This is a genomic window from Streptomyces sp. NPDC059788, from assembly GCF_042732265.1.
In the GTDB taxonomy this organism is placed as follows: domain Bacteria; phylum Actinomycetota; class Actinomycetes; order Streptomycetales; family Streptomycetaceae; genus Streptomyces.
In genome coordinates, this window is the sequence record NZ_JBHWHY010000026.1 from 57052 (window position 1) to 74536 (window position 17485).

The following is a 17485-nucleotide window of genomic DNA, read 5'->3' on the forward strand; positions in this document are numbered from 1 at the left end:
GCTCAAGGCCGGGCCAAGGATCGCGGATCGCGGCCACCACCTTCGCGCCGCTCCCCTCCCCCACGCTCAGGAGCCGCGCCATGAGCCTCAGTTGGAGCAGAACGTCCCTCGCGCTCGCCGGCGGCCTCACCGCCCTGACCCTGCTGACGGCCTGCGGCAGCAGCAGCGGCGCCGCCGGGCACGAAGGCCCCGTGACCCTCACGTACTGGGGCTGGACCAAGGGCACCCGGCAGGCCGTGGCCGCGTTCAACGCCACGCACCGCGACACCAAGGTCCGGTACGAGGAGATCCCCTCGGGCACCGCGGGCGGCTACGCCAAGATCTCCAACGCGGTCCGCGCGGGCAACGCGCCCGACCTGGTCAGCGTCGAATACCCGACGCTCCCCGAGTTCGTCAGCCAGGGCGCCATCCAGGACATCACCCCGTACGTGACACCGGACCTGAAGAGGAAGCTGCTGCCGCAGGCCGTCCGGCTCACCACCCTCGGCGGCCGGAACTGGGCCGTCCCCTTCGACGCCGCGCCCCAGGTCTACTACTACCGCAAGGACTTCTTCACCCGGCACAAGATCGAAGTGCCACGGACCTGGGACGGCTTCCGCGCCGCCGCGGCCGCGGCGAAGAAGGCCGACCCGAAGGCACGCGTCGCCACCTTCTTCCCCGACGACCCGACCACCTTCGAGGCGATGGCCTGGCAGGCCGGCGCCCACTGGTTCGCCACCCAGGGCGACTCCTGGAAACTCGACACCACCGACCCGGCGACCCGCAAGGTCACCGCCTACTGGCAGGGCCTCCTCAAGGACGACCTCGTCCACACCCACGCCTCCTTCAGCCCCGGGTGGACCAACTCGCTGCGCGGCGGCGGCACCGTCGGCTACCTCGGCGCCTCCTGGGGCGCGGGCGTCCTGAAGGGCACCCTGCCGGACCAGAGCGGCAAGTGGGCCGCCGCGCCCGTGCCGACCTGGGACGGCAGGCCCGCCAGCGGAATGCTCGGCGGCTCGACGACGGCCGTGACCAGGAGCAGCCGCCACACCGGGGCCGCGGTACGGTTCGCGACCTGGCTGGCCACCTCCGCGGACGCGGTCCGAGCCCGTGCCGCGTCCGGCCAGTCCAGCGCCTACCCGGTCACCGCAGCCCTGCGTCCCGTCGCCCGGCGGGCGTTCGACACCCGCTACTACGGCGGCCAGGACGTCTACGCCCTCTTCGACGCGGCCGCCGCCTCGGTGCACGCGGACTGGGGCTGGGGACCGGCCACCAGCACCACCAACACCGCCCTGAAGGACGAGTTCGGCAAGGTGGCGGGCAGCCGCGGCGCGGCCTCGCTCGCCGCCGCCGTACGCGCCGGCAGCGACGCGACGGTACGCGAGCTGAGGAAGCGCGGCCTGAAGGTCATGGGCCGGTGAGCGCCAAGGCGCGTGCCGTCTCCGTCCTGCTCACCCCCTTCTTCGCCCTGTTCGTCGTGGTCATGGTCATCCCGGTCGGGTACGCCGTCTGGCTCAGCCTCTTCACCGAGAAGCAGTCCGGCCTCGGCTTCGGCGGTACGCACACGGTCTTCAGCGGACTCGGCAACTACGCGGCGGCGCTCGGCGACCCCGCCTTCCGCGACGGCTTCCTCGTCCTCCTCGGCTACTGCGCCCTCTACATCCCCCTCCTGCTGGCCGGCGCGCTGGCACTGGCCCTGCTGCTGGACTCCGCACTGGCCCGCGCCCGGCGCTTCTTCCAGCTCGCCCTGTTCCTGCCGCACGCCGTGCCGGGCATCATCGCCGCCCTGATCTGGGTCTACCTCTACACGCCCAAGCTCAGCCCGGTCGTGGCCGCGATGGAGTCCGGCGGCCTCGGCCTCGACTTCCTCTCCCCCGCCACGGCGCTGCCCTCCGTCGTCAACATCGCCCTGTGGGAGTGGATCGGCTACAACATGGTCATCTTCTACGCCGCCCTCCAGGCCATCGACCGCTCGGTGATCGAGGCCGCGACGGTGGACGGCGCGGGCGCCTGGCGCGTCGCGATCGCGGTCAAGCTCCCCCTCATCCGCTCCTCCCTCGTCATGGTGGCCCTCTTCACCGTCATCGGCTCGCTCCAGCTCTTCACCGAACCACTGATCCTCAACCAGGGCTCCGGCTCCGCCGTCACCTCCTCCTGGACGCCGAACATGTACGCCTACACCGCCGCCTTCGGCCGCAACGACTACGGCCTCGCGGCCGCCTCGTCCGTCCTGCTCGCCCTCGCCGCCGCGCTGCTGTCCTTCGCCGTCACCCGCCTCTCCGCCCGCGCCTCCCGATCCGGCCGCACCCTCCGATCCGCCCGGCCCCTCCGATCCGCCCGGACCCCCCGATCCGGCCGCGCCTCCCGTCCCCCGCTCACCCACCCGAAGGGCAGACCCTGATGGCGCCCTCGCCCCGCACCGCCGTCGCCGCCCCGTCGGCCCCCGCGCCCGTACGCCCGCCCCGCGCGCCGTCCGTACGCACCGCCGGCCGCCGCCCCCGCGGCCGCTGGCTCTCCCCCGCCGCCGTCAACGCGGCGCTCGGTCTCGCCGTCCTCTACACGCTCTTCCCCCTCGTCTGGCTGGTCACCGCCGCCACCAAGGACGCGGGCGGCCTGCTCGCCGGCGACGCCCTGTCCTTCGAGGGCTTCGACCTGGCCGGCAACCTCTCCCGCCTCGCCGCGGAGGGCGACGGCATCTACTTCCGGTGGTACGCCAACAGCCTGCTCTACGCCGGCGCCGGCGCCGCGCTGTGCGCGCTGATCTGCGTGGCCGCCGGATACGCCTTCGACAAGTACCAATTCCCCGGAAAAAAGGCGCTGTTCGGCGTCGTCCTGCTCGGCGTCCTGGTCCCCACCACGGCGCTGGCGCTCCCCCTCTACCTGCTGGCCAGCGGCACCGGCCTGGTCAACACCTACTGGTCGGTGCTGGTGCCCGTACTCGTCAACCCGTTCGGCGTCTATCTGGCGCGGGTCTTCAGCGCGGGCTACATCCCCGACGAAGCCCTCGAAGCCGCCCGTATCGACGGCGCGGGCGAGCTGCGCGTCTTCTGGTCCATCGGCCTGCGGATGGTCGCGCCGGGCCTGGTGACCGTCTTCCTCTTCCAGTTCACCGCGATCTGGAACAACTTCTTCCTCCCCCTCGTCATGCTCTCCGACCAGCGGCTCTTCCCCGTGAGCCTCGGCCTGTACGCCTGGAACGGCAACGCGCACGGCGAGCCGTCCTTCTACCCCCTCGTCGTCACCGGCTCCCTCCTCGCCGTCATCCCCCTGATCATCGCCTTCGTGACCCTCCAACGGCACTGGAAGGCCGGACTCGCCGCCGGAAGCGTCAAGTGACGCCCCGAACCAGGAGCACGCTTCCACCATGCACCACACCACTGACAATCGCTGCGACCAGGCACTTTCCCGCCCCACGCTGCTGCTCGCCATGGAACCCGGCCTCGCCGGACGCCTCCTCGCCGACCACCACCGCACCCGCCTCGCGGCCCTCACCCGCACCGACCCCCGCCTGGTCGCCCACGACCTGGCCGACCCGCCCCCGGCGGTGGCCGCCGCGCTGGCCGATGCCGAGCTGCTCCTGACGTCCTGGGGCGCGACCGCGCTGACCGCCGCCGTCCTCGACCGGGCCCCGCGCCTGCGCGCCGTCGTCCACGCCGGCGGCTCGGTCAAACCCCATGTCACCAGCGCCTGTTGGGACCGCGGCATCGCCGTCGCCTCGGCGGCGTCGGCCAACGCGCAGCCCGTCGCCGAATTCACCCTCGCCGCGATCCTCTTCGCCAACAAGCGCGTCCTGCCCGTCGCACACCGCTACCGCACGCTGCGCGCCCCCCACGACTGGCGCCGCGAGCTGGACGGCGCCGGCAACCACCACCGTACGGTGGGCGTGATCGGCGCCTCCCGCATCGGCCGCCGCGTCATCGAACTCCTGCGCCCCTTCGACCTGTCGGTCCTCCTCCACGACCCGTACGTGGACGCGGCCGAAGCCGCCCGGCTCGGCGTCGCCCCCGCCGCCCTCGACGACCTCTGCGCGGCCTCCGACGTCGTCACCGTCCACGCGCCCCAACTGCCCGCGACCCACCACCTGCTCGGCGCCCGCCAGTTCGCCCTCATGCCCGACGGGGCCACCCTGATCAACACCGCCCGCGGCTCCCTCGTCGACGAAACGTCCCTGCTCCCCGAGCTCCTCGCCGGCCGCCTCAACGCCGTCCTCGACGTGACGGCACCCGAACCCCCGCCCCCCTCCTCACCCCTGTACGACCTTCCGAACGTCCTGCTCACCCCGCACATCGCCGGCTCCCTCGGCAACGAACTCCACCGCATGGCCGACCAGGCCCTGGACGAGGTCGAGCGCTACACGAAAGGGCTGCCGTTCGCCGACCCCGTACGCCCCGAAGGGCTCGGCCGCTCCGCCTGAAGCGGGCCGCCCCGGCCGGGCCCGCCGGAAACGGGGCAGGGCCCGACCGGCCCCGCCGGAAACGGGACGAGGCCCGGCCCCCTCGAAAGGGGACCGGGCCTCGTACGGCTCGCGCTGCCTCAGTGGGCGTGACCGTGGCCGTGACCGGCCTCGGGCTCCTCCTCGGCGGGCTTCTCGACGACCAGGGTCTCGGTCGTGAGCAGCAGCGACGCGATCGACGCGGCGTTCTCCAGCGCCGAACGGGTCACCTTGACCGGGTCCAGGACGCCGGCCTTCACCAGGTCGCCGTACTCGCCGGTCGCGGCGTTGAAGCCCTGGTTCTTCTCCAGCTCCGCCACCTTCGCGGTGATGACGTAGCCCTCAAGGCCGGCGTTCTCCGCGATCCAGCGCAGCGGCTCGACGGCGGCGCGGCGGACGACGGCGACACCGGTCGCCTCGTCGCCCTCCTTGCCGAGGGAGCCCTCCAGCACCTTGGCGGCGTGCACCAGCGCGGAGCCACCACCGGAGACGATGCCCTCCTCGACCGCGGCGCGGGTCGCGGAGATGGCGTCCTCCAGACGGTGCTTCTTCTCCTTGAGCTCGACCTCCGTGGCCGCACCCACGCGGATCACGCAGACGCCGCCGGCCAGCTTCGCCAGGCGCTCCTGGAGCTTCTCGCGGTCCCAGTCCGAGTCGGTCGACTCGATCTCGCCCTTGATCTGGTTGACGCGGCCCTCGACGTCGGCGGAGTTGCCGCCGCCGTCCACGATGGTGGTGTCGTCCTTGGTGACGGTCACGCGGCGGGCGGTGCCCAGCACGTCCAGACCGGCCTGGTCCAGCTTGAGGCCGACCTCCTCGGCGATGACGGTCGCGCCGGTCAGCGCGGCCATGTCGCCCAGCATCGCCTTGCGGCGGTCGCCGAAGCCGGGCGCCTTGACGGCGACGGCGTTGAAGGTGCCGCGGATCTTGTTGACGACCAGCGTCGACAGGGCCTCGCCCTCGACGTCCTCGGCGATGATCAGCAGCGGCTTCGAGGAGCCGGCCTGGATGACCTTCTCCAGCAGCGGCAGCAGGTCCTGGATCGAGCCGATCTTGCCCTGGTGGATCAGGATGTACGGGTCCTCCAGGACGGCCTCCATCCGCTCCTGGTCGGTGACCATGTACGGCGAGAGGTAGCCCTTGTCGAAGGCCATGCCCTCGGTGAAGTCCAGCTCCAGACCGAAGGTGTTGGACTCCTCGACGGTGATGACACCGTCCTTGCCGACCTTGTCCATCGCCTCGGCGATCAGCTCGCCGACCTGCTTGTCCTGGGCGGACAGACCGGCGACGGCCGCGATGTCGGACTTCTCGTCGATCGGGCGGGCGGTCGCGAGGAGGTCCTCGGACACGGCCTTGACCGCGGCGTCGATGCCCTTCTTCAGGGCGGCGGGGGACGCACCGGCGGCGACGTTGCGCAGGCCCTCGCGGACCAGCGCCTGGGCCAGCACGGTGGCGGTGGTGGTGCCGTCACCAGCGATGTCGTTGGTCTTGGTCGCCACCTCCTTCACCAGCTGCGCGCCGAGGTTCTCGTACGGGTCGTCGACCTCGACCTCACGGGCGATGGTGACACCGTCGTTGGTGATGGTGGGGGCGCCGAACTTCTTGTCGATGACGACGTTGCGGCCCTTGGGGCCGATCGTCACCTTCACGGTGTCGGCCAGCTTGTTGACGCCGCGCTCAAGGGCGCGACGGGCGTCCTCGTCGAACTTCAGGATCTTCGCCATGAGTTACGTGTCCTTAGTCGTTCTCTCCAACGAACTGCGCCCCGGGCGACCGGTTGTTTAGACGCGGGAACCAGGGGCGCAGCACAAGGCAATCTTCGGTGAATTACTTCTCGACGATCGCGAGCACGTCGCGCGCCGAGAGGACGAGGTACTCCTCGCCGTTGTACTTCACCTCGGTGCCGCCGTACTTGCTGTAGAGCACGACGTCGCCGACGGTCACGTCGAGCGGAAGACGGTTGCCGTCCTCGAAGCGGCCCGGGCCCACGGCCAGGACGACGCCCTCCTGGGGCTTCTCCTTGGCAGTGTCCGGAATGACCAGGCCCGAAGCCGTGGTCTGCTCGGCGTCGAGCGGCTGGACCACGATGCGGTCCTCGAGCGGCTTGATGGCAACCTTGGAGCTGGCGGTCGTCACGATCCGACCTCCCCCTTCGGAGATCTCACGGGGTTAACTGTCTGAGGTGGCGACCAGGTCGATCCGTCGTCGCGGGTGCCGGACCTGCCCGTCGCTGTGTTTGGCACTCCCCGGTGGAGAGTGCCAGAGCCGAGACTATGACGCGGTTAGCACTCGGTCAAGCGGAGTGCCAATGCGGTTTGGGGTGCGTGTTTCGGATGTGGGGTTCGTGTGCGTCCTTGCCCAGGTGGGGGGTGGGGCAATCCTTGCCCCTGCGGGGCGTGCGTTGGGTTGACGCCGGGGGCGTCGGACTGGTGCGCGGTGCGGTGCGCGCTTTGCGCGCGGGGTTGTGGTGGCCGGGGGCGTCGGCCTGTTGCGCGGTGTGCGCTATGCGCGTGGGGGTGGGGTCCGTGCCGGGGGCGCGTTGCGTTGCGCGCTTCGCGCGTGGGGGTGGGGTCCGTGCCGGGGTCGCGTTGCTTTCGTTCTGGGGGCGGGGGTGCGCAGGGGGCCAACTCCTCGACACCGTGCACGGCGACGGGGACGTAGTCGTGAACCCAGATACCCGGCTGCTCTGCGGGGATGGCCCCCTACGCACCCCCTCCGGCCGGTTTGGCGCGTCCCGGCCGGTGGGGGGATGACAGACAGCCCCGGGTGCGCCTGACCTGGTGGTGATGCTCGCGGTCATGGTGGCGGCGTCCACAGCTACCGCCCGGCGAGGCAGTGCGCGGCCCGGGCCATCGCAACCTCCCCGCCACGCTCCGCGCGGCGGTCCCGCCCCTGCGCTTCGCGCAGGGGCTAGCCACGTCGTACGGATAGTCGCCCACGGCGCGGGGCTCGGGTCCACGCAGGGGTCTCCCCGCAGAGCAGCCGGGTATCTGGGTTCACGATGACGTCCCGGATGACGTGCACGGTGTCGTGGGGGTGCCCCCGGCCGAAGGCTGGGGGAGAGTGACCCCTGCGTGGGCCCGAGCCCCCCACCCACCGGACCAAATGCGCACAACGCGCACCCCCACCCAGGCAACCCGAAGCCCAAAACGGGGCGCACCCGCAACAATGGCCCCATGCACATACTGGTCGTGGAGGACGAAGAAGGCCTGGCCGACTCCTTGCGGCGGGGGCTGGCTGCCGAGGGGCACTGGGTGGATGTCGCCCGGGACGGTCACCGAGGGCTGGAGCTGGCGCTCACCAACTCGTACGACGCGATCGTGCTGGACGTGATGCTGCCGGGGCCCAGCGGGTACGAGATCTGCGGGCGGCTGCGGCGCGGGGACGACTGGACGCCCGTGCTCATGCTGACCGCCAAGGATGGCGAGTACGACGTCGCCGAAGGGCTGGACGCGGGCGCCGACGACTACCTGACCAAGCCGTTCTCGTTCGTCGTGCTGCTCGCCCGGCTGCGCGCGCTCACCCGCCGCGGCCGGGCCGCCGAACGACCCCGCACCCTCCAGTGCGGCGACCTCACCCTGGACGCCGAGGCCCGCCGCTGCCGGCGCGGCGACGCCGACATCGAGCTGACCGCCCGGGAACTGGCCGTGCTGCGCTGTCTCATGGCGGGCGAGGGCCAGGCGGTCGCCAAGCGGGACATCCTCGACGAGGTCTGGGACTCGCCGGCCGACGTGGACCCCAACATCGTCGAGGTGTACGTCTCGTCGCTCCGCAAGAAGGTCGATGTGCCGTTCGGCCGGCATTCCATCCGTACCGTGCACGGTACGGGCTACCGGATGGCGCCCGGTGACGACTGAGAGGCGGCCGCCGCCCCCGGACCGGGCCGCCCGGGTACGGACCGGCCGGCTGCGGGCAGGCCGGCGTCGGACCGGTCCGGTACGGACCACCCGCTTCCCGCCCCGGCCCGCGTCCATGCGCGGCCGTTCCGCCGCGGCCGCCGCCCTCGCCATGGCTCTCGTGCTGGCTGTCGGCGGGGGCTGGCTCTACGCGCTGTTGCGCGCCAATCTTCTGGACAACACCACCAGCCGTACGGAGGTCGCCGCCCGCAAGGTCGCCGCGCAGGCGGACACGGGCGCCCTGCCCGACGTGCTGCCCTCGCCCGCCGACGGCGTCGACCTGGTGCTGGTCCTGGACGGCGCGGGCCGGGTCGTCGCCACCAGTCTCCGTACCGCCGATCCGCTCGCCGCCGAGCTGCGGGACCTGCGGCCGCCGTCGGACCAGGACTCCGCCGACCGCGTCATCAGCGGCTCCCCCGCCGTGGCAGCCGGCGGTTCGCGCGCGGACGTGGTGGTGGTCCGGGCCACGCCGCCCGGCGGCGGGCAGGTCCGTTACGTGTACGCGGTGACCGTGCTCTCGGACGTGGACGACGCGACCCACGCCATCGGCGTCGCCCTGCTCGCCAGCGCCCCGCCGCTGATCGCGCTGGCCGCGGCGATCGCCTGGGCGGTGACCGGGCTGGCGCTGCGCCCGGTGACCGCCATCAGGACGGAGCTGGCCGCCGTCAGCGAGAGCGAGCTGGACCGGCGGGTGCCGGACCCGGCGGGCGGTGACGAGATCGCGCTGATGGCCCGTACGGTCAACGCCACCCTGGACCGGCTGGAGCAGGCCGTGACCCGGCAGCGCCAGTTCGTCGCGGACGCGTCGCACGAACTGCGCAACCCGATCGCGGCGGTGCGGTCCCGGCTGGAGGTGGCGCTCGCGGCCGAGGCCCGGAGCGGGGCCGGGTCCGGAGCCGGGGCCGAGGACCCCGCCTCCTTGGAGCACCCCGTACGCGCGGCCCTCCGCGACACCGAGCGGCTCCAGCGGATCGCCGCCGACCTGCTTCTCCTCGCCCGCCTCGACGCGCACGCCCCGCGTGCCGCCGAGCCGGTCGACCTGGCCCTGCTGGCGGCGGAGGAGGCCGCGGGCAGGCCGGGGCGTGGCGGGGCCCGGCTGATCGTGGCGGCCGCCGAGCCGGTTCCCGTACGGGGTGACCCGGTGCAGCTGGAGCGCCTGCTGACCAATCTGGTCGACAACGCCCTGCGTTACGCGGCGTCGGAGGTCCGTGTCGTCGCACGCTTCCAGGGAGGTCCCGTCCCCCGGGCCGTACTGGAGGTGGTGGACGACGGCCCCGGCATCCCGGAAGCCGACCGGTCGCAGGTATTCGAACGTTTCGCCCGGCTCGACGCGGCGCGCGACCGGGAGACCGGCGGTACGGGGCTGGGGCTGGCCATCGCCCGCGGCATCGCCCGTGCGCACGGCGGCGACCTGACCGTACGGAGCAGGGAGGACGGACGGCCCGGCGCCCGCTTCGTGGCCGTCCTTCCCGTGCCCGACCGCTCCTGAGGCCGCCTTCAGGACCTTCAGGATTCCTTCAGCGCGGTCCGGCCAGCCTGTTCGGATGAAGCACCGTCGCAGGCTCACCAGCACGGACGCGGCCCGCCCGCAGGGGCGCCGGCGCGGAGCCCGGCACGGCCGCGGGTCCCGGCGGCGGGTTCTGGTGCGCAGACTGGCCCTGTGCGTGTCGGTGCTGCTGCTGTGCACCGCGGGGGCGGGCTGGTACTTCTACCGGGACCTGGCCGCGCAGATCGGCTCGTCGAAGGCGCTCGGCGACGGCGCGCCGAAGTCGTCGGGCGGGGCGACCAACATCCTGCTCATGGGGCTGGACAGCCGTAAGGACCAGAACGGCGACGACCTGCCGAAGGACGTGCTGGACAAGCTGCACGCGGGCGCGTCGTCCGACATCGGCGGCTACAACACCAACACCCTGATCCTGCTGCACGTGCCCGCGGACGGCGGCCGGGCCACCGCGTTCTCCGTCCCGCGCGACGACTTCGTGGACATCCCGGGCCACGGCAAGGACAAGATCAAGAAGGCGTACGGGCTGGCCAAGGCCGCCGCCGAGGACCGGCTCGCGCGACAGGGCGTCACCGACCACCACCAGCTGGAGCACGCGGGGCGGGAGGCGGGCCGCAAGGCGGAGATCGAGACGGTACGGAACTTCCTCGGCGTGCCGATCGACCACTTCGCCGAGGTCAACCTGGTGGGCTTCCTGCACATCGCGGACGCGCTCGACGGCGTACCGGTGTGCCTGAAGCACGCGGTCAAGGACCGGTACTCGGGCGCGGACTTCCAGGCCGGGCGGCAGACCCTCGACGGGCCGCAGTCGCTGGCCTTCGTACGGCAGCGGCACGGCCTGCCCGCGGGCGACCTGGACCGTACGCGCCGCCAGCAGGCGTTCCTCGCCTCCGCCACGCACAAGCTGAACTCCGCGGGCACCTTCACCGATCCGCTGCGACTGCTGAAGCTGATGGACGTCGCCAAGCAGGACCTGGTGATCGACGAGGGCTGGGACCTGCTGTCGTTCGTCGGGCAGGCCAAGAACCTCTCGGGCGGGAACGTACGGTTCACGACCCTGCCCGTGGAGGGGTTCGCGAAGCACCGCGGCGAGGACGTTAACCTGGTCAACCCGGACAAGGTGCGCAGACTGGTCGCCCGGCAGATCGGGGCCGCGAACGGCCCCTCCCCCGCGCCCGGCGCCACCCCCGGACCCGGCACACCTCGCTCACCTGCGGGAACCCAGCAACCCCCACCCTCGTCTTCCTCATCGACGGTGGAGTCCGGTTCCGGGACGGAGGGTTCCGGGCAGACGACTCCCATGATCGATGGCGGAGGCATCCCGTGCGTGGACTGACGAGCTCGCTCCGGCCCCTCGGGGGACCGGAGAGCGACGCCGAGCGCACCATGACGTTCGCCGCCCTCGCCCAGGCCCCCGACCGGCGGCGTACGGAGATGTGGCTGCTGGCCTTCGCCGTGCTCATAACGGTCTTCGGCTACACCTACACCGGCCTGTCGATGAACGGCCGGGTGCCGGACGGGCTGCCCGGCTTCGCCGCCGCCATGTTCTTCATGGCGCTCGTCCCGCACCTGGTCGTCCGCCGCTTCGCGCCGCGCGCCGACCCGCTGATCCTGCCGCTCGCCACGCTCCTCACCGGCATCGGCCTGGTGCTGCTGCACCGCCTCGACATCACGTACGCGGCCACACCACGCCTGCACATGACCCCGGCGGCCGACGGGCAGCTGGTGTGGACGGTGATCGGGGTGGCGGTCTGCACGGCCGTGCTGATGCTGCTGCGCGACCACCGCTTCCTCCAGCGCTACATCTATCTGACGATGGCCGTCGCGCTGGTGCTGCTGATGGCCCCGGCGTTCTTCCCCGGCGACACGTACGGCGCCAAGCGCTGGATCTTCGTGGGGCCGCTGTCGCTGCAGCCCGGCGAGTTCGTGAAGATCATGATCGCGGTGTTCTTCGCGGGCTATCTGACCATGAACCGCGACGCGCTCGCGCTCACCGGGCGCCGCGTCATGGGCGTCCAGCTGCCGCCCGGCCGCCAGCTCGGGCCGATCTTCACCATCTGGATCATCAGCCTGCTGGTGCTGGTCTTCGAGCGCGACCTCGGTACGTCGCTGATCTTCTTCGGCCTCTTCGTGATCACGCTGTACATGGCGACCGAGCGCACCAGCTGGGTGCTGTGCGGCCTGGCCATGGCGGTGGCCGGCGCCGCCGTCGTCGGCTCCACCGAGCCGCACGTCAAGGGCCGTGTGATGGCCTGGCTGCACCCCATGGACATCTTCCTGCCCGAGAAACAGCGGCCGCCGGGCCTGGTGTCCGAGCAGGCCGCCCAGGCGCTGTTCAGCTTCGGCAGCGGCGGCATCAGCGGTACCGGCCTGGGCCAGGGCCACCCCGAACTGATCGGCTTCGCGGGCAACAGCGACTTCATCCTCACCACCGTCGGCGAGGAACTGGGCCTGGCCGGCGTGATGGTCGTACTGCTCCTGTACGTGCTGCTGGCGCAGCGCGGCCTGCGCGTCGGCCTCACCGCCCGCGACCCCTTCGGCAAGCTGCTGGCCGTCGGCCTGGCCAGCGCCCTGCTGCTGCAGGTCTTCGTCGTCGCCGGCGGCGTCACCGGGCTGATACCCCTCACCGGCAAGGCTCTGCCGTTCCTGGCCAAGGGCGGCTCCTCGCTCGTCGCGAACTGGGTGATGGTGGCGCTGCTCATACGGATCAGCGACAGCGCGCAGCGCCGCCGTGAGCCGGTCGGGCAGCCGGGCGGGCGGGGCGACCGCGGCGGGCGGCGCGGGCGGCGCGTCCGGGAGACGATGGACCCGGACGCGACGCAGGCCACGCCGCGCGTGCCGGCGGCGCCCCCCGCCCCGCCTTCCCGGGAAGGCGGCCGCGCCACGGGGCACGGACGCCGGGCCCGCCGTACGCGCGGATAGCCACGGCCTTTCCCCCCGGCCCCGCCCCGCCGTACGCGCGGACAGTCACGACTTCTCCTCCCGGCCCCCGCCCCGCCGTACACGCGGACAGCCGCGCCCGCCCCTCCCCGCTCCCGGCCCGGCCCCGCCCCGGCGCTCCCGTACGCGCCCGCTGGCCCACAATGGACCGGGTGAACCAGGCGAACGACCTCGACTCCTTCTCCGCGCTGCACACGCCCGAAGGGCAGGCGCTGCTGGCCGAGCTGCGCGACCACGACCCGGCCGACGAGCTGGCCACCGCGACCCGGCTGCGGCGCGACCACCCGGCTCCGCTGGTCTCCGCCGCGCTGGGCCAGGCGCGGCTGCGCCAGCGCGCGGCGGCCAAGTTCGGCGCGGACGCCGCGCGCATGTACTTCACGCCCAACGGCGTCGAACAGTCCACCCGCAGCACGGTCGCCGCCCACCGCGCCACCCGTCTCGCCGCCCTCGGCGTCCGCTCGCTCGCCGACCTGTGCTCCGGCATCGGCGGCGACGCCATCGCCCTGGCCCGCGCCGGCATCCACGTCCTGGCCGTCGACCGCGACCCGCTGGCCTGCGCGGCGGCCCGCGCCAACGCGGAGGCGCTGGGGCTGGCCGACCGGATCGAGGTGCGCTGCGCCGACGTCACGGAGGTGGACACCTCGGCCTACGACGCGGTCTTCGTCGACCCGGCGCGGCGCGGCGGCCGGGGCGGGCGCGGCGGGCGGATCTTCGATCCGGAGGCGTACTCGCCGCCGCTGTCCTGGGCCGTCCAGGCCGCCCGCACGGCACCGCACGCGGCCCTCAAGATCGCGCCGGGCGTGCCGCACGAGGTCGTCCCGGACGAGGCGGAGGCGGAGTGGATCTCCGACGGCGGGGACGTGAAGGAAGCGGTCCTGTGGTTCGGCACCGCGCCGGGCGCGCGCCGCGCCACCCTGCTCCCCGCCGGTGACTTCCTGCTGGACAGCGGCCTGCCCGACCCCGAGCCGGGCCCGGTCGGCCGCTGGCTGTACGAGCCGGACGGCGCCGTCATCCGGGCGCACCTCGTCGCCGAGGTCGCCCAGCGGGTGGGAGGGCGCCTGATCGACCCGACCATCGCCTATGTCACGGCGGACGAGCACCACCCGACCCCGTACGCCACCGCGTACGAGATCACCGACACGCTGCCGTTCAACGTCAAGAAGCTCCGGGCGCTGCTGCGCGAACGCGGCATCGGCGTCGCCGTCATCAAGAAGCGCGGCTCGGCCGTCGAACCCGACGAACTCCGCAGGAAACTGAAGCTCTCCGGCCCGAACTCCTGCGTGGTCTTCCTGACGCGCGTGGCCGGCGCCCCCACGATGCTGCTGGGGCGGGAAGCCTCCGCGGCTCCCACGGCCTGACGCGCCACCCGCGCCGCCGCGGCACCCGCCTACGCCCGGTCCGTCAGCTCCTCCGCGTACACCTGCGACAGGGGCTGCGGACCGACGTACTGCTGGCAGGTGCACTGCCCCGGCTCGTACCTGACCGGCTTCTGCTCCGCGTCCCAGGCCGTCGGAACCTGCGTCACCTCATGGCACTTGCCCTGCTTGTCGTGCTTGGCGAGATGATGCGTACACCCGCAGACCGGCTCCGGCGGCCGCTGCGCCGCCTCCAGCTCCAGCCGCTCCCGCTGCGCGCTCTCCAGCCGCTCCATCTTCCGCGCGTGCCGCGTACTCATGGCCTTGCGGCCCACATCGGCGACCTTGGCGAAACCCCCCGCCATGAAGAACGCGAACACCCACCAGAACCAGTTCACAGCCTGCCCCCTCCCCGTAAGCACATATGTCAGTCACGGCCAGGGTATGACTTGCTGTCAGGGCGAGGACGGGGCAGGGCGCTCTTTCAGAGGCTCGCGAACGGCACGATGGGCGGCGTCCAGGATGCGGCCGAGTTCGGCCGCGGCGCTCCGCGCCTCGTCGGCGTTGTCGGTGACCACCGCCCGATCCTCCAGTTCCCTGAACCTGGCAGCGGTCCCGGGGTGGCGCTGGATGTGCACGTAGGCGGCCCACTGGGTCGTGAAACGCCGCAGCGGCACGAGATCGCAGCCCTGCCGGGCCTGATCGGCGGCCCGGGAGAGCTCGTGGGCGAAGGCGGGCAGGGCGGCTGGGGCGATCTGCGCCACGGCATCGTGCAGCGGCATGACGGACGCCGCAGGCTGTGGGATGAGGGGGCGCTCGGAGGCACTGGCGGTCATCGGTTCTCTCCCCGGGGCGGGATTCAAGACCGTGGCCCGGCCCGTGGCACGGGCCTCCCGGCCGCTGCCTACGAGTACAAGTTGTCCTTGCTCAGCTCATGGAAGTGGTCGTGGTCGTGACCGTGGCCGTGCCCGTGGCCGTGACCATGCGCATGGCCATGCCCGTGCCCATGCCCCACCGGACCGTGCTCCGCCCCCGGCACATGCGGCTCCGTCACCGGCAGGGAGGAGTCGGCCGGGAGGTCCCAGGAGGAGGCGGGGCGGTTGCGGGTGACCATTTCGGCGCCGAGGGCGGCGACCATCGCGCCGTTGTCGGTGCAGAGTTTGGGGCGGGGGACGCGCAGGGTGATGTTCGCGTCCTCGCAGCGGCGCTGGGCCATCGCGCGCAGGCGGGAGTTGGCCGCGACGCCGCCGCCGATCATCAGGTGGTCGACGCCGTTGTCCTTGCAGGCGCGTACGGCCTTGCGGGTCAGGACGTCGACGACCGCTTCCTGGAAGGACGCCGCGACGTCCGCGACCGGGACCTCCTCGCCCGCGGCCCGCTTCGCCTCGATCCAGCGGGCGACGGCCGTCTTGAGGCCGGAGAAGGAGAAGTCGTAGGCCGGGTCGCGGGGGCCGGTCAGGCCGCGGGGGAACTTGATCGCGTCGGGGTCGCCCTCGCGCGCGTAGCGGTCGATGACCGGGCCGCCCGGAAAACCGAGGTGCAGGACGCGCGCCACCTTGTCGAACGCCTCGCCCGCCGCGTCGTCGATGGTCGAGCCGAGGGGGCGTACGTCGGAGGTGATGTCGGGGGCGAGCAGCAGGGAGGAGTGGCCGCCGGAGACCAGCAGGGCCATGGTCGGCTCGGGCAGGGCGCCGTGTTCGAGCTGGTCGACGCAGATGTGCGAGGCGAGGTGGTTGACGCCGTAGAGCGGCTTGCCGAGGGCGTACGCGTACGCCTTGGCCGCCGAGACGCCGACGAGGAGGGCGCCGGCCAGGCCGGGGCCCGCCGTGACGGCGATCCCGTCGAGGTCGGACGCGGCGACGCCGGCCTCCTTCAGGGCGCGCTGGATGGTGGGGACCATCGCCTCCAGGTGCGCGCGCGAGGCCACCTCCGGCACGACGCCGCCGAAGCGCGCGTGCTCGTCGACGCTGGAGGCGACGGCGTCCGCGAGAAGTGTGTGGCCGCGCACGATGCCGACGCCGGTCTCGTCGCAGGAGGTCTCGATGCCGAGGACGAGCGGTTCGTCAGCCATGGGTCCGGTTTCCTTGCGCGGGGGGCGGTGAGGTGGGGGGTGCGAGGGCTTCGCCTGCCGGTCCGGGGGTGGAATCGGCCGGGGATTCGGAGGGGGAGACGGTGGTACGGCGCATGACGAGGGCGTCCACGTTGCCCGGCTGGTAGTAGCCGCGCCGGAATCCGATCGGCTCGAAGCCGAAGCGCTCGTACAGGCGCTGGGCCCGCGTGTTGTCCACGCGTACTTCGAGCAGCACCTCGGCGCATTCGAAGGCGGTGGCGGCGGACAGCAGCTCGGTCAGCAGCCGGGCGCCGAGGCCGGAGCCCCACTGGTCGCGGGCGGTGGCGATGGTCTGGATGTCTCCGGTGCCGTCGACGGCGGCGAGGCCGCCGTAGCCGACCAGGCGGCCGTCGCGTTCGGCGACGAGGTAGCGGCGGTTGGCGGCGGGCCCGCGCGCGTGCGCCAGCTCGGACCAGAACATGCCCGCCGACCAGGCGTCCTCGGGGAACAGCTCGCGCTCCAGGTCCAGGACCGGCGCGATGTCCCACCAGCGCATCTCGCGGAGTACGACGCCGTCGCGCACGCCGCCCCCGGCGGCCGTCCCCGCGGTCACTTCGGCGTGACCACCTTGTAGTTGGCGGGCACCTGCGCGTCGGGGCGGCGCAGGTACAGCGGCTGCGGCGGCAGGAGTTCCTCGCCGCGCGCCAGCTTTTCGGCGGCCAGCGCGGCGAGCGCGCCCGCGGACTGGTGCTCGGGGCCGCCGTCCCGTACGCCGGTGAAGGTGCCCGCGTACAGCAGCGCGCCCGCGCCCACCGACGGCACCCCGCCGACCTGGTCCGCGATGTCCGCGGGGCGGTCCACGGCGGGCTCGGTGAGCCGCGTGCGGGCGTCGGCGTAGCGCGCCCAGTAGACCTCCTTGCGGCGGGCGTCGGTCGCCACCACGAACGGCTCGTCGAGCCCGGCGGCGTACGCGATGCCGTCCAGCGTGCACAGGCCGTGCACCGGAACGCCGAGCGCGGCCCCGAACGTCGCGGCCGTGACGAGTCCGACCCGCAGGCCCGTGTACGGGCCGGGGCCGACCCCGACGACGATGTCGCTGACCGCGTCGAGTTTCACGCCGGCCTCGGCGAGGACGCGGTCGACGGCGGGCAGCAGCAGTTCGCCGTGCCGGCGGGCGTCCACCTGGCGCTCCTCGGCGAGGACGCGGGAGCCGTCGTGGACGGCGACGGTGACGGCGGGGGTTGCGGTGTCCAGAGCAAGCAGCAGCACGCTTCCAAGACTACGGCGCGGCGGCGGGTGCCTCGCCGGGTGCTACCGTCACCCGTAGTCACG

At 72.8% G+C, this 17485-nt stretch carries 16 protein-coding genes; 9 read left to right on the forward strand and 7 right to left on the reverse strand.

Annotation, left to right across the window (positions count from 1 at the left end; translation table 11 throughout):
• Window positions 1-80 precede the first annotated feature (80 nt).
• The 4 genes from ACFV57_RS23015 to ACFV57_RS23030 are packed head-to-tail and all read left to right on the forward strand — an operon-like array spanning window position 81 to window position 4393.
• Complete coding sequence (locus ACFV57_RS23015) at window positions 81-1400, forward strand: ABC transporter substrate-binding protein (RefSeq protein ID WP_385235326.1); 1320 nt, start codon at window positions 81-83, stop codon at window positions 1398-1400.
• Entirely contained in the window at window positions 1397-2380 is a 984-nt protein-coding gene (locus tag ACFV57_RS23020) for a carbohydrate ABC transporter permease (protein ID WP_385235329.1), read from the forward strand. The genes ACFV57_RS23015 and ACFV57_RS23020 overlap by 4 nt, the downstream gene beginning before the upstream one ends.
• The gene (locus ACFV57_RS23025) at window positions 2380-3315 is read left to right on the forward strand and encodes a carbohydrate ABC transporter permease (protein ID WP_385235331.1); all 936 of its coding nucleotides are present in this window, start codon (window positions 2380-2382) and stop codon (window positions 3313-3315) included. The genes ACFV57_RS23020 and ACFV57_RS23025 overlap by 1 nt, the downstream gene beginning before the upstream one ends.
• A 28-nt stretch (window positions 3316-3343) precedes the next feature.
• Complete coding sequence (locus ACFV57_RS23030; RefSeq protein ID WP_385235334.1) at window positions 3344-4393, forward strand: hydroxyacid dehydrogenase; 1050 nt, start codon at window positions 3344-3346, stop codon at window positions 4391-4393.
• Between the two features lie 119 nt (window positions 4394-4512).
• Here the strand turns inward: ACFV57_RS23030 and groL are convergent, their stop codons facing one another.
• Complete coding sequence (gene groL, locus ACFV57_RS23035; RefSeq protein ID WP_385235337.1) at window positions 4513-6135, reverse strand: chaperonin GroEL; 1623 nt, start codon at window positions 6133-6135, stop codon at window positions 4513-4515.
• A 103-nt stretch (window positions 6136-6238) separates the two neighbouring features.
• A complete protein-coding gene (gene groES, locus ACFV57_RS23040; protein ID WP_010986397.1) occupies window positions 6239-6547 on the reverse strand; it encodes a co-chaperone GroES in 309 nt (102 codons plus the stop codon).
• Window positions 6548-7587: 1040 nt separating this feature from the next.
• On the opposite strand from groES, the gene ACFV57_RS23045 reads away from it, so the two are divergent.
• From ACFV57_RS23045 to ACFV57_RS23065, 5 genes are all read left to right on the forward strand, one after another.
• Window positions 7588-8268, forward strand: coding sequence for a response regulator transcription factor (locus ACFV57_RS23045; RefSeq protein ID WP_385235340.1), 681 nt, complete (start codon window positions 7588-7590; stop codon window positions 8266-8268).
• On the forward strand, window positions 8258-9796 hold the full coding sequence (locus ACFV57_RS23050) for a sensor histidine kinase (protein WP_385235343.1): 1539 nt from the start codon (window positions 8258-8260) through the stop codon (window positions 9794-9796). Before ACFV57_RS23045 ends, ACFV57_RS23050 begins: the two co-directional genes overlap by 11 nt.
• Before the next feature lie 55 nt (window positions 9797-9851).
• Window positions 9852-11144 (forward strand): LCP family protein, encoded by a 1293-nt coding sequence (locus ACFV57_RS23055; RefSeq protein ID WP_385235346.1) that lies wholly within the window; start codon window positions 9852-9854, stop codon window positions 11142-11144.
• A 50-nt stretch (window positions 11145-11194) separates the two neighbouring features.
• Window positions 11195-12730 (forward strand): FtsW/RodA/SpoVE family cell cycle protein, encoded by a 1536-nt coding sequence (locus ACFV57_RS23060; protein WP_385235531.1) that lies wholly within the window; start codon window positions 11195-11197, stop codon window positions 12728-12730.
• A 161-nt stretch (window positions 12731-12891) separates the two neighbouring features.
• Window positions 12892-14106: a methyltransferase domain-containing protein gene (locus tag ACFV57_RS23065; RefSeq protein ID WP_385235349.1), complete on the forward strand. Its 1215-nt coding sequence runs from the start codon at window positions 12892-12894 to the stop codon at window positions 14104-14106.
• Window positions 14107-14135: 29 nt separating this feature from the next.
• On the opposite strand, the gene ACFV57_RS23070 is transcribed toward ACFV57_RS23065, so the two are convergent.
• The 5 genes from ACFV57_RS23070 to tsaB form a co-directional block, all read right to left on the reverse strand.
• Window positions 14136-14501: a hypothetical protein gene (locus tag ACFV57_RS23070; RefSeq protein WP_385235352.1), complete on the reverse strand. Its 366-nt coding sequence runs from the start codon at window positions 14499-14501 to the stop codon at window positions 14136-14138.
• A 57-nt stretch (window positions 14502-14558) separates the two neighbouring features.
• Entirely contained in the window at window positions 14559-14939 is a 381-nt protein-coding gene (locus ACFV57_RS23075) for a hypothetical protein (RefSeq protein WP_385235355.1), read from the reverse strand.
• A gap of 68 nt (window positions 14940-15007) precedes the next feature.
• On the reverse strand, window positions 15008-16174 hold the full coding sequence (gene tsaD / locus ACFV57_RS23080) for a tRNA (adenosine(37)-N6)-threonylcarbamoyltransferase complex transferase subunit TsaD (RefSeq protein ID WP_385235358.1): 1167 nt from the start codon (window positions 16172-16174) through the stop codon (window positions 15008-15010).
• Window positions 16167-16709: a ribosomal protein S18-alanine N-acetyltransferase gene (rimI, locus tag ACFV57_RS23085; protein ID WP_385235534.1), complete on the reverse strand. Its 543-nt coding sequence runs from the start codon at window positions 16707-16709 to the stop codon at window positions 16167-16169. Before rimI ends, tsaD begins: the two co-directional genes overlap by 8 nt.
• Before the next feature lie 53 nt (window positions 16710-16762).
• Window positions 16763-17422, reverse strand: coding sequence for a tRNA (adenosine(37)-N6)-threonylcarbamoyltransferase complex dimerization subunit type 1 TsaB (gene tsaB, locus ACFV57_RS23090; RefSeq protein WP_385235362.1), 660 nt, complete (start codon window positions 17420-17422; stop codon window positions 16763-16765).
• Between the last annotated feature and the right edge of the window lie 63 nt (window positions 17423-17485).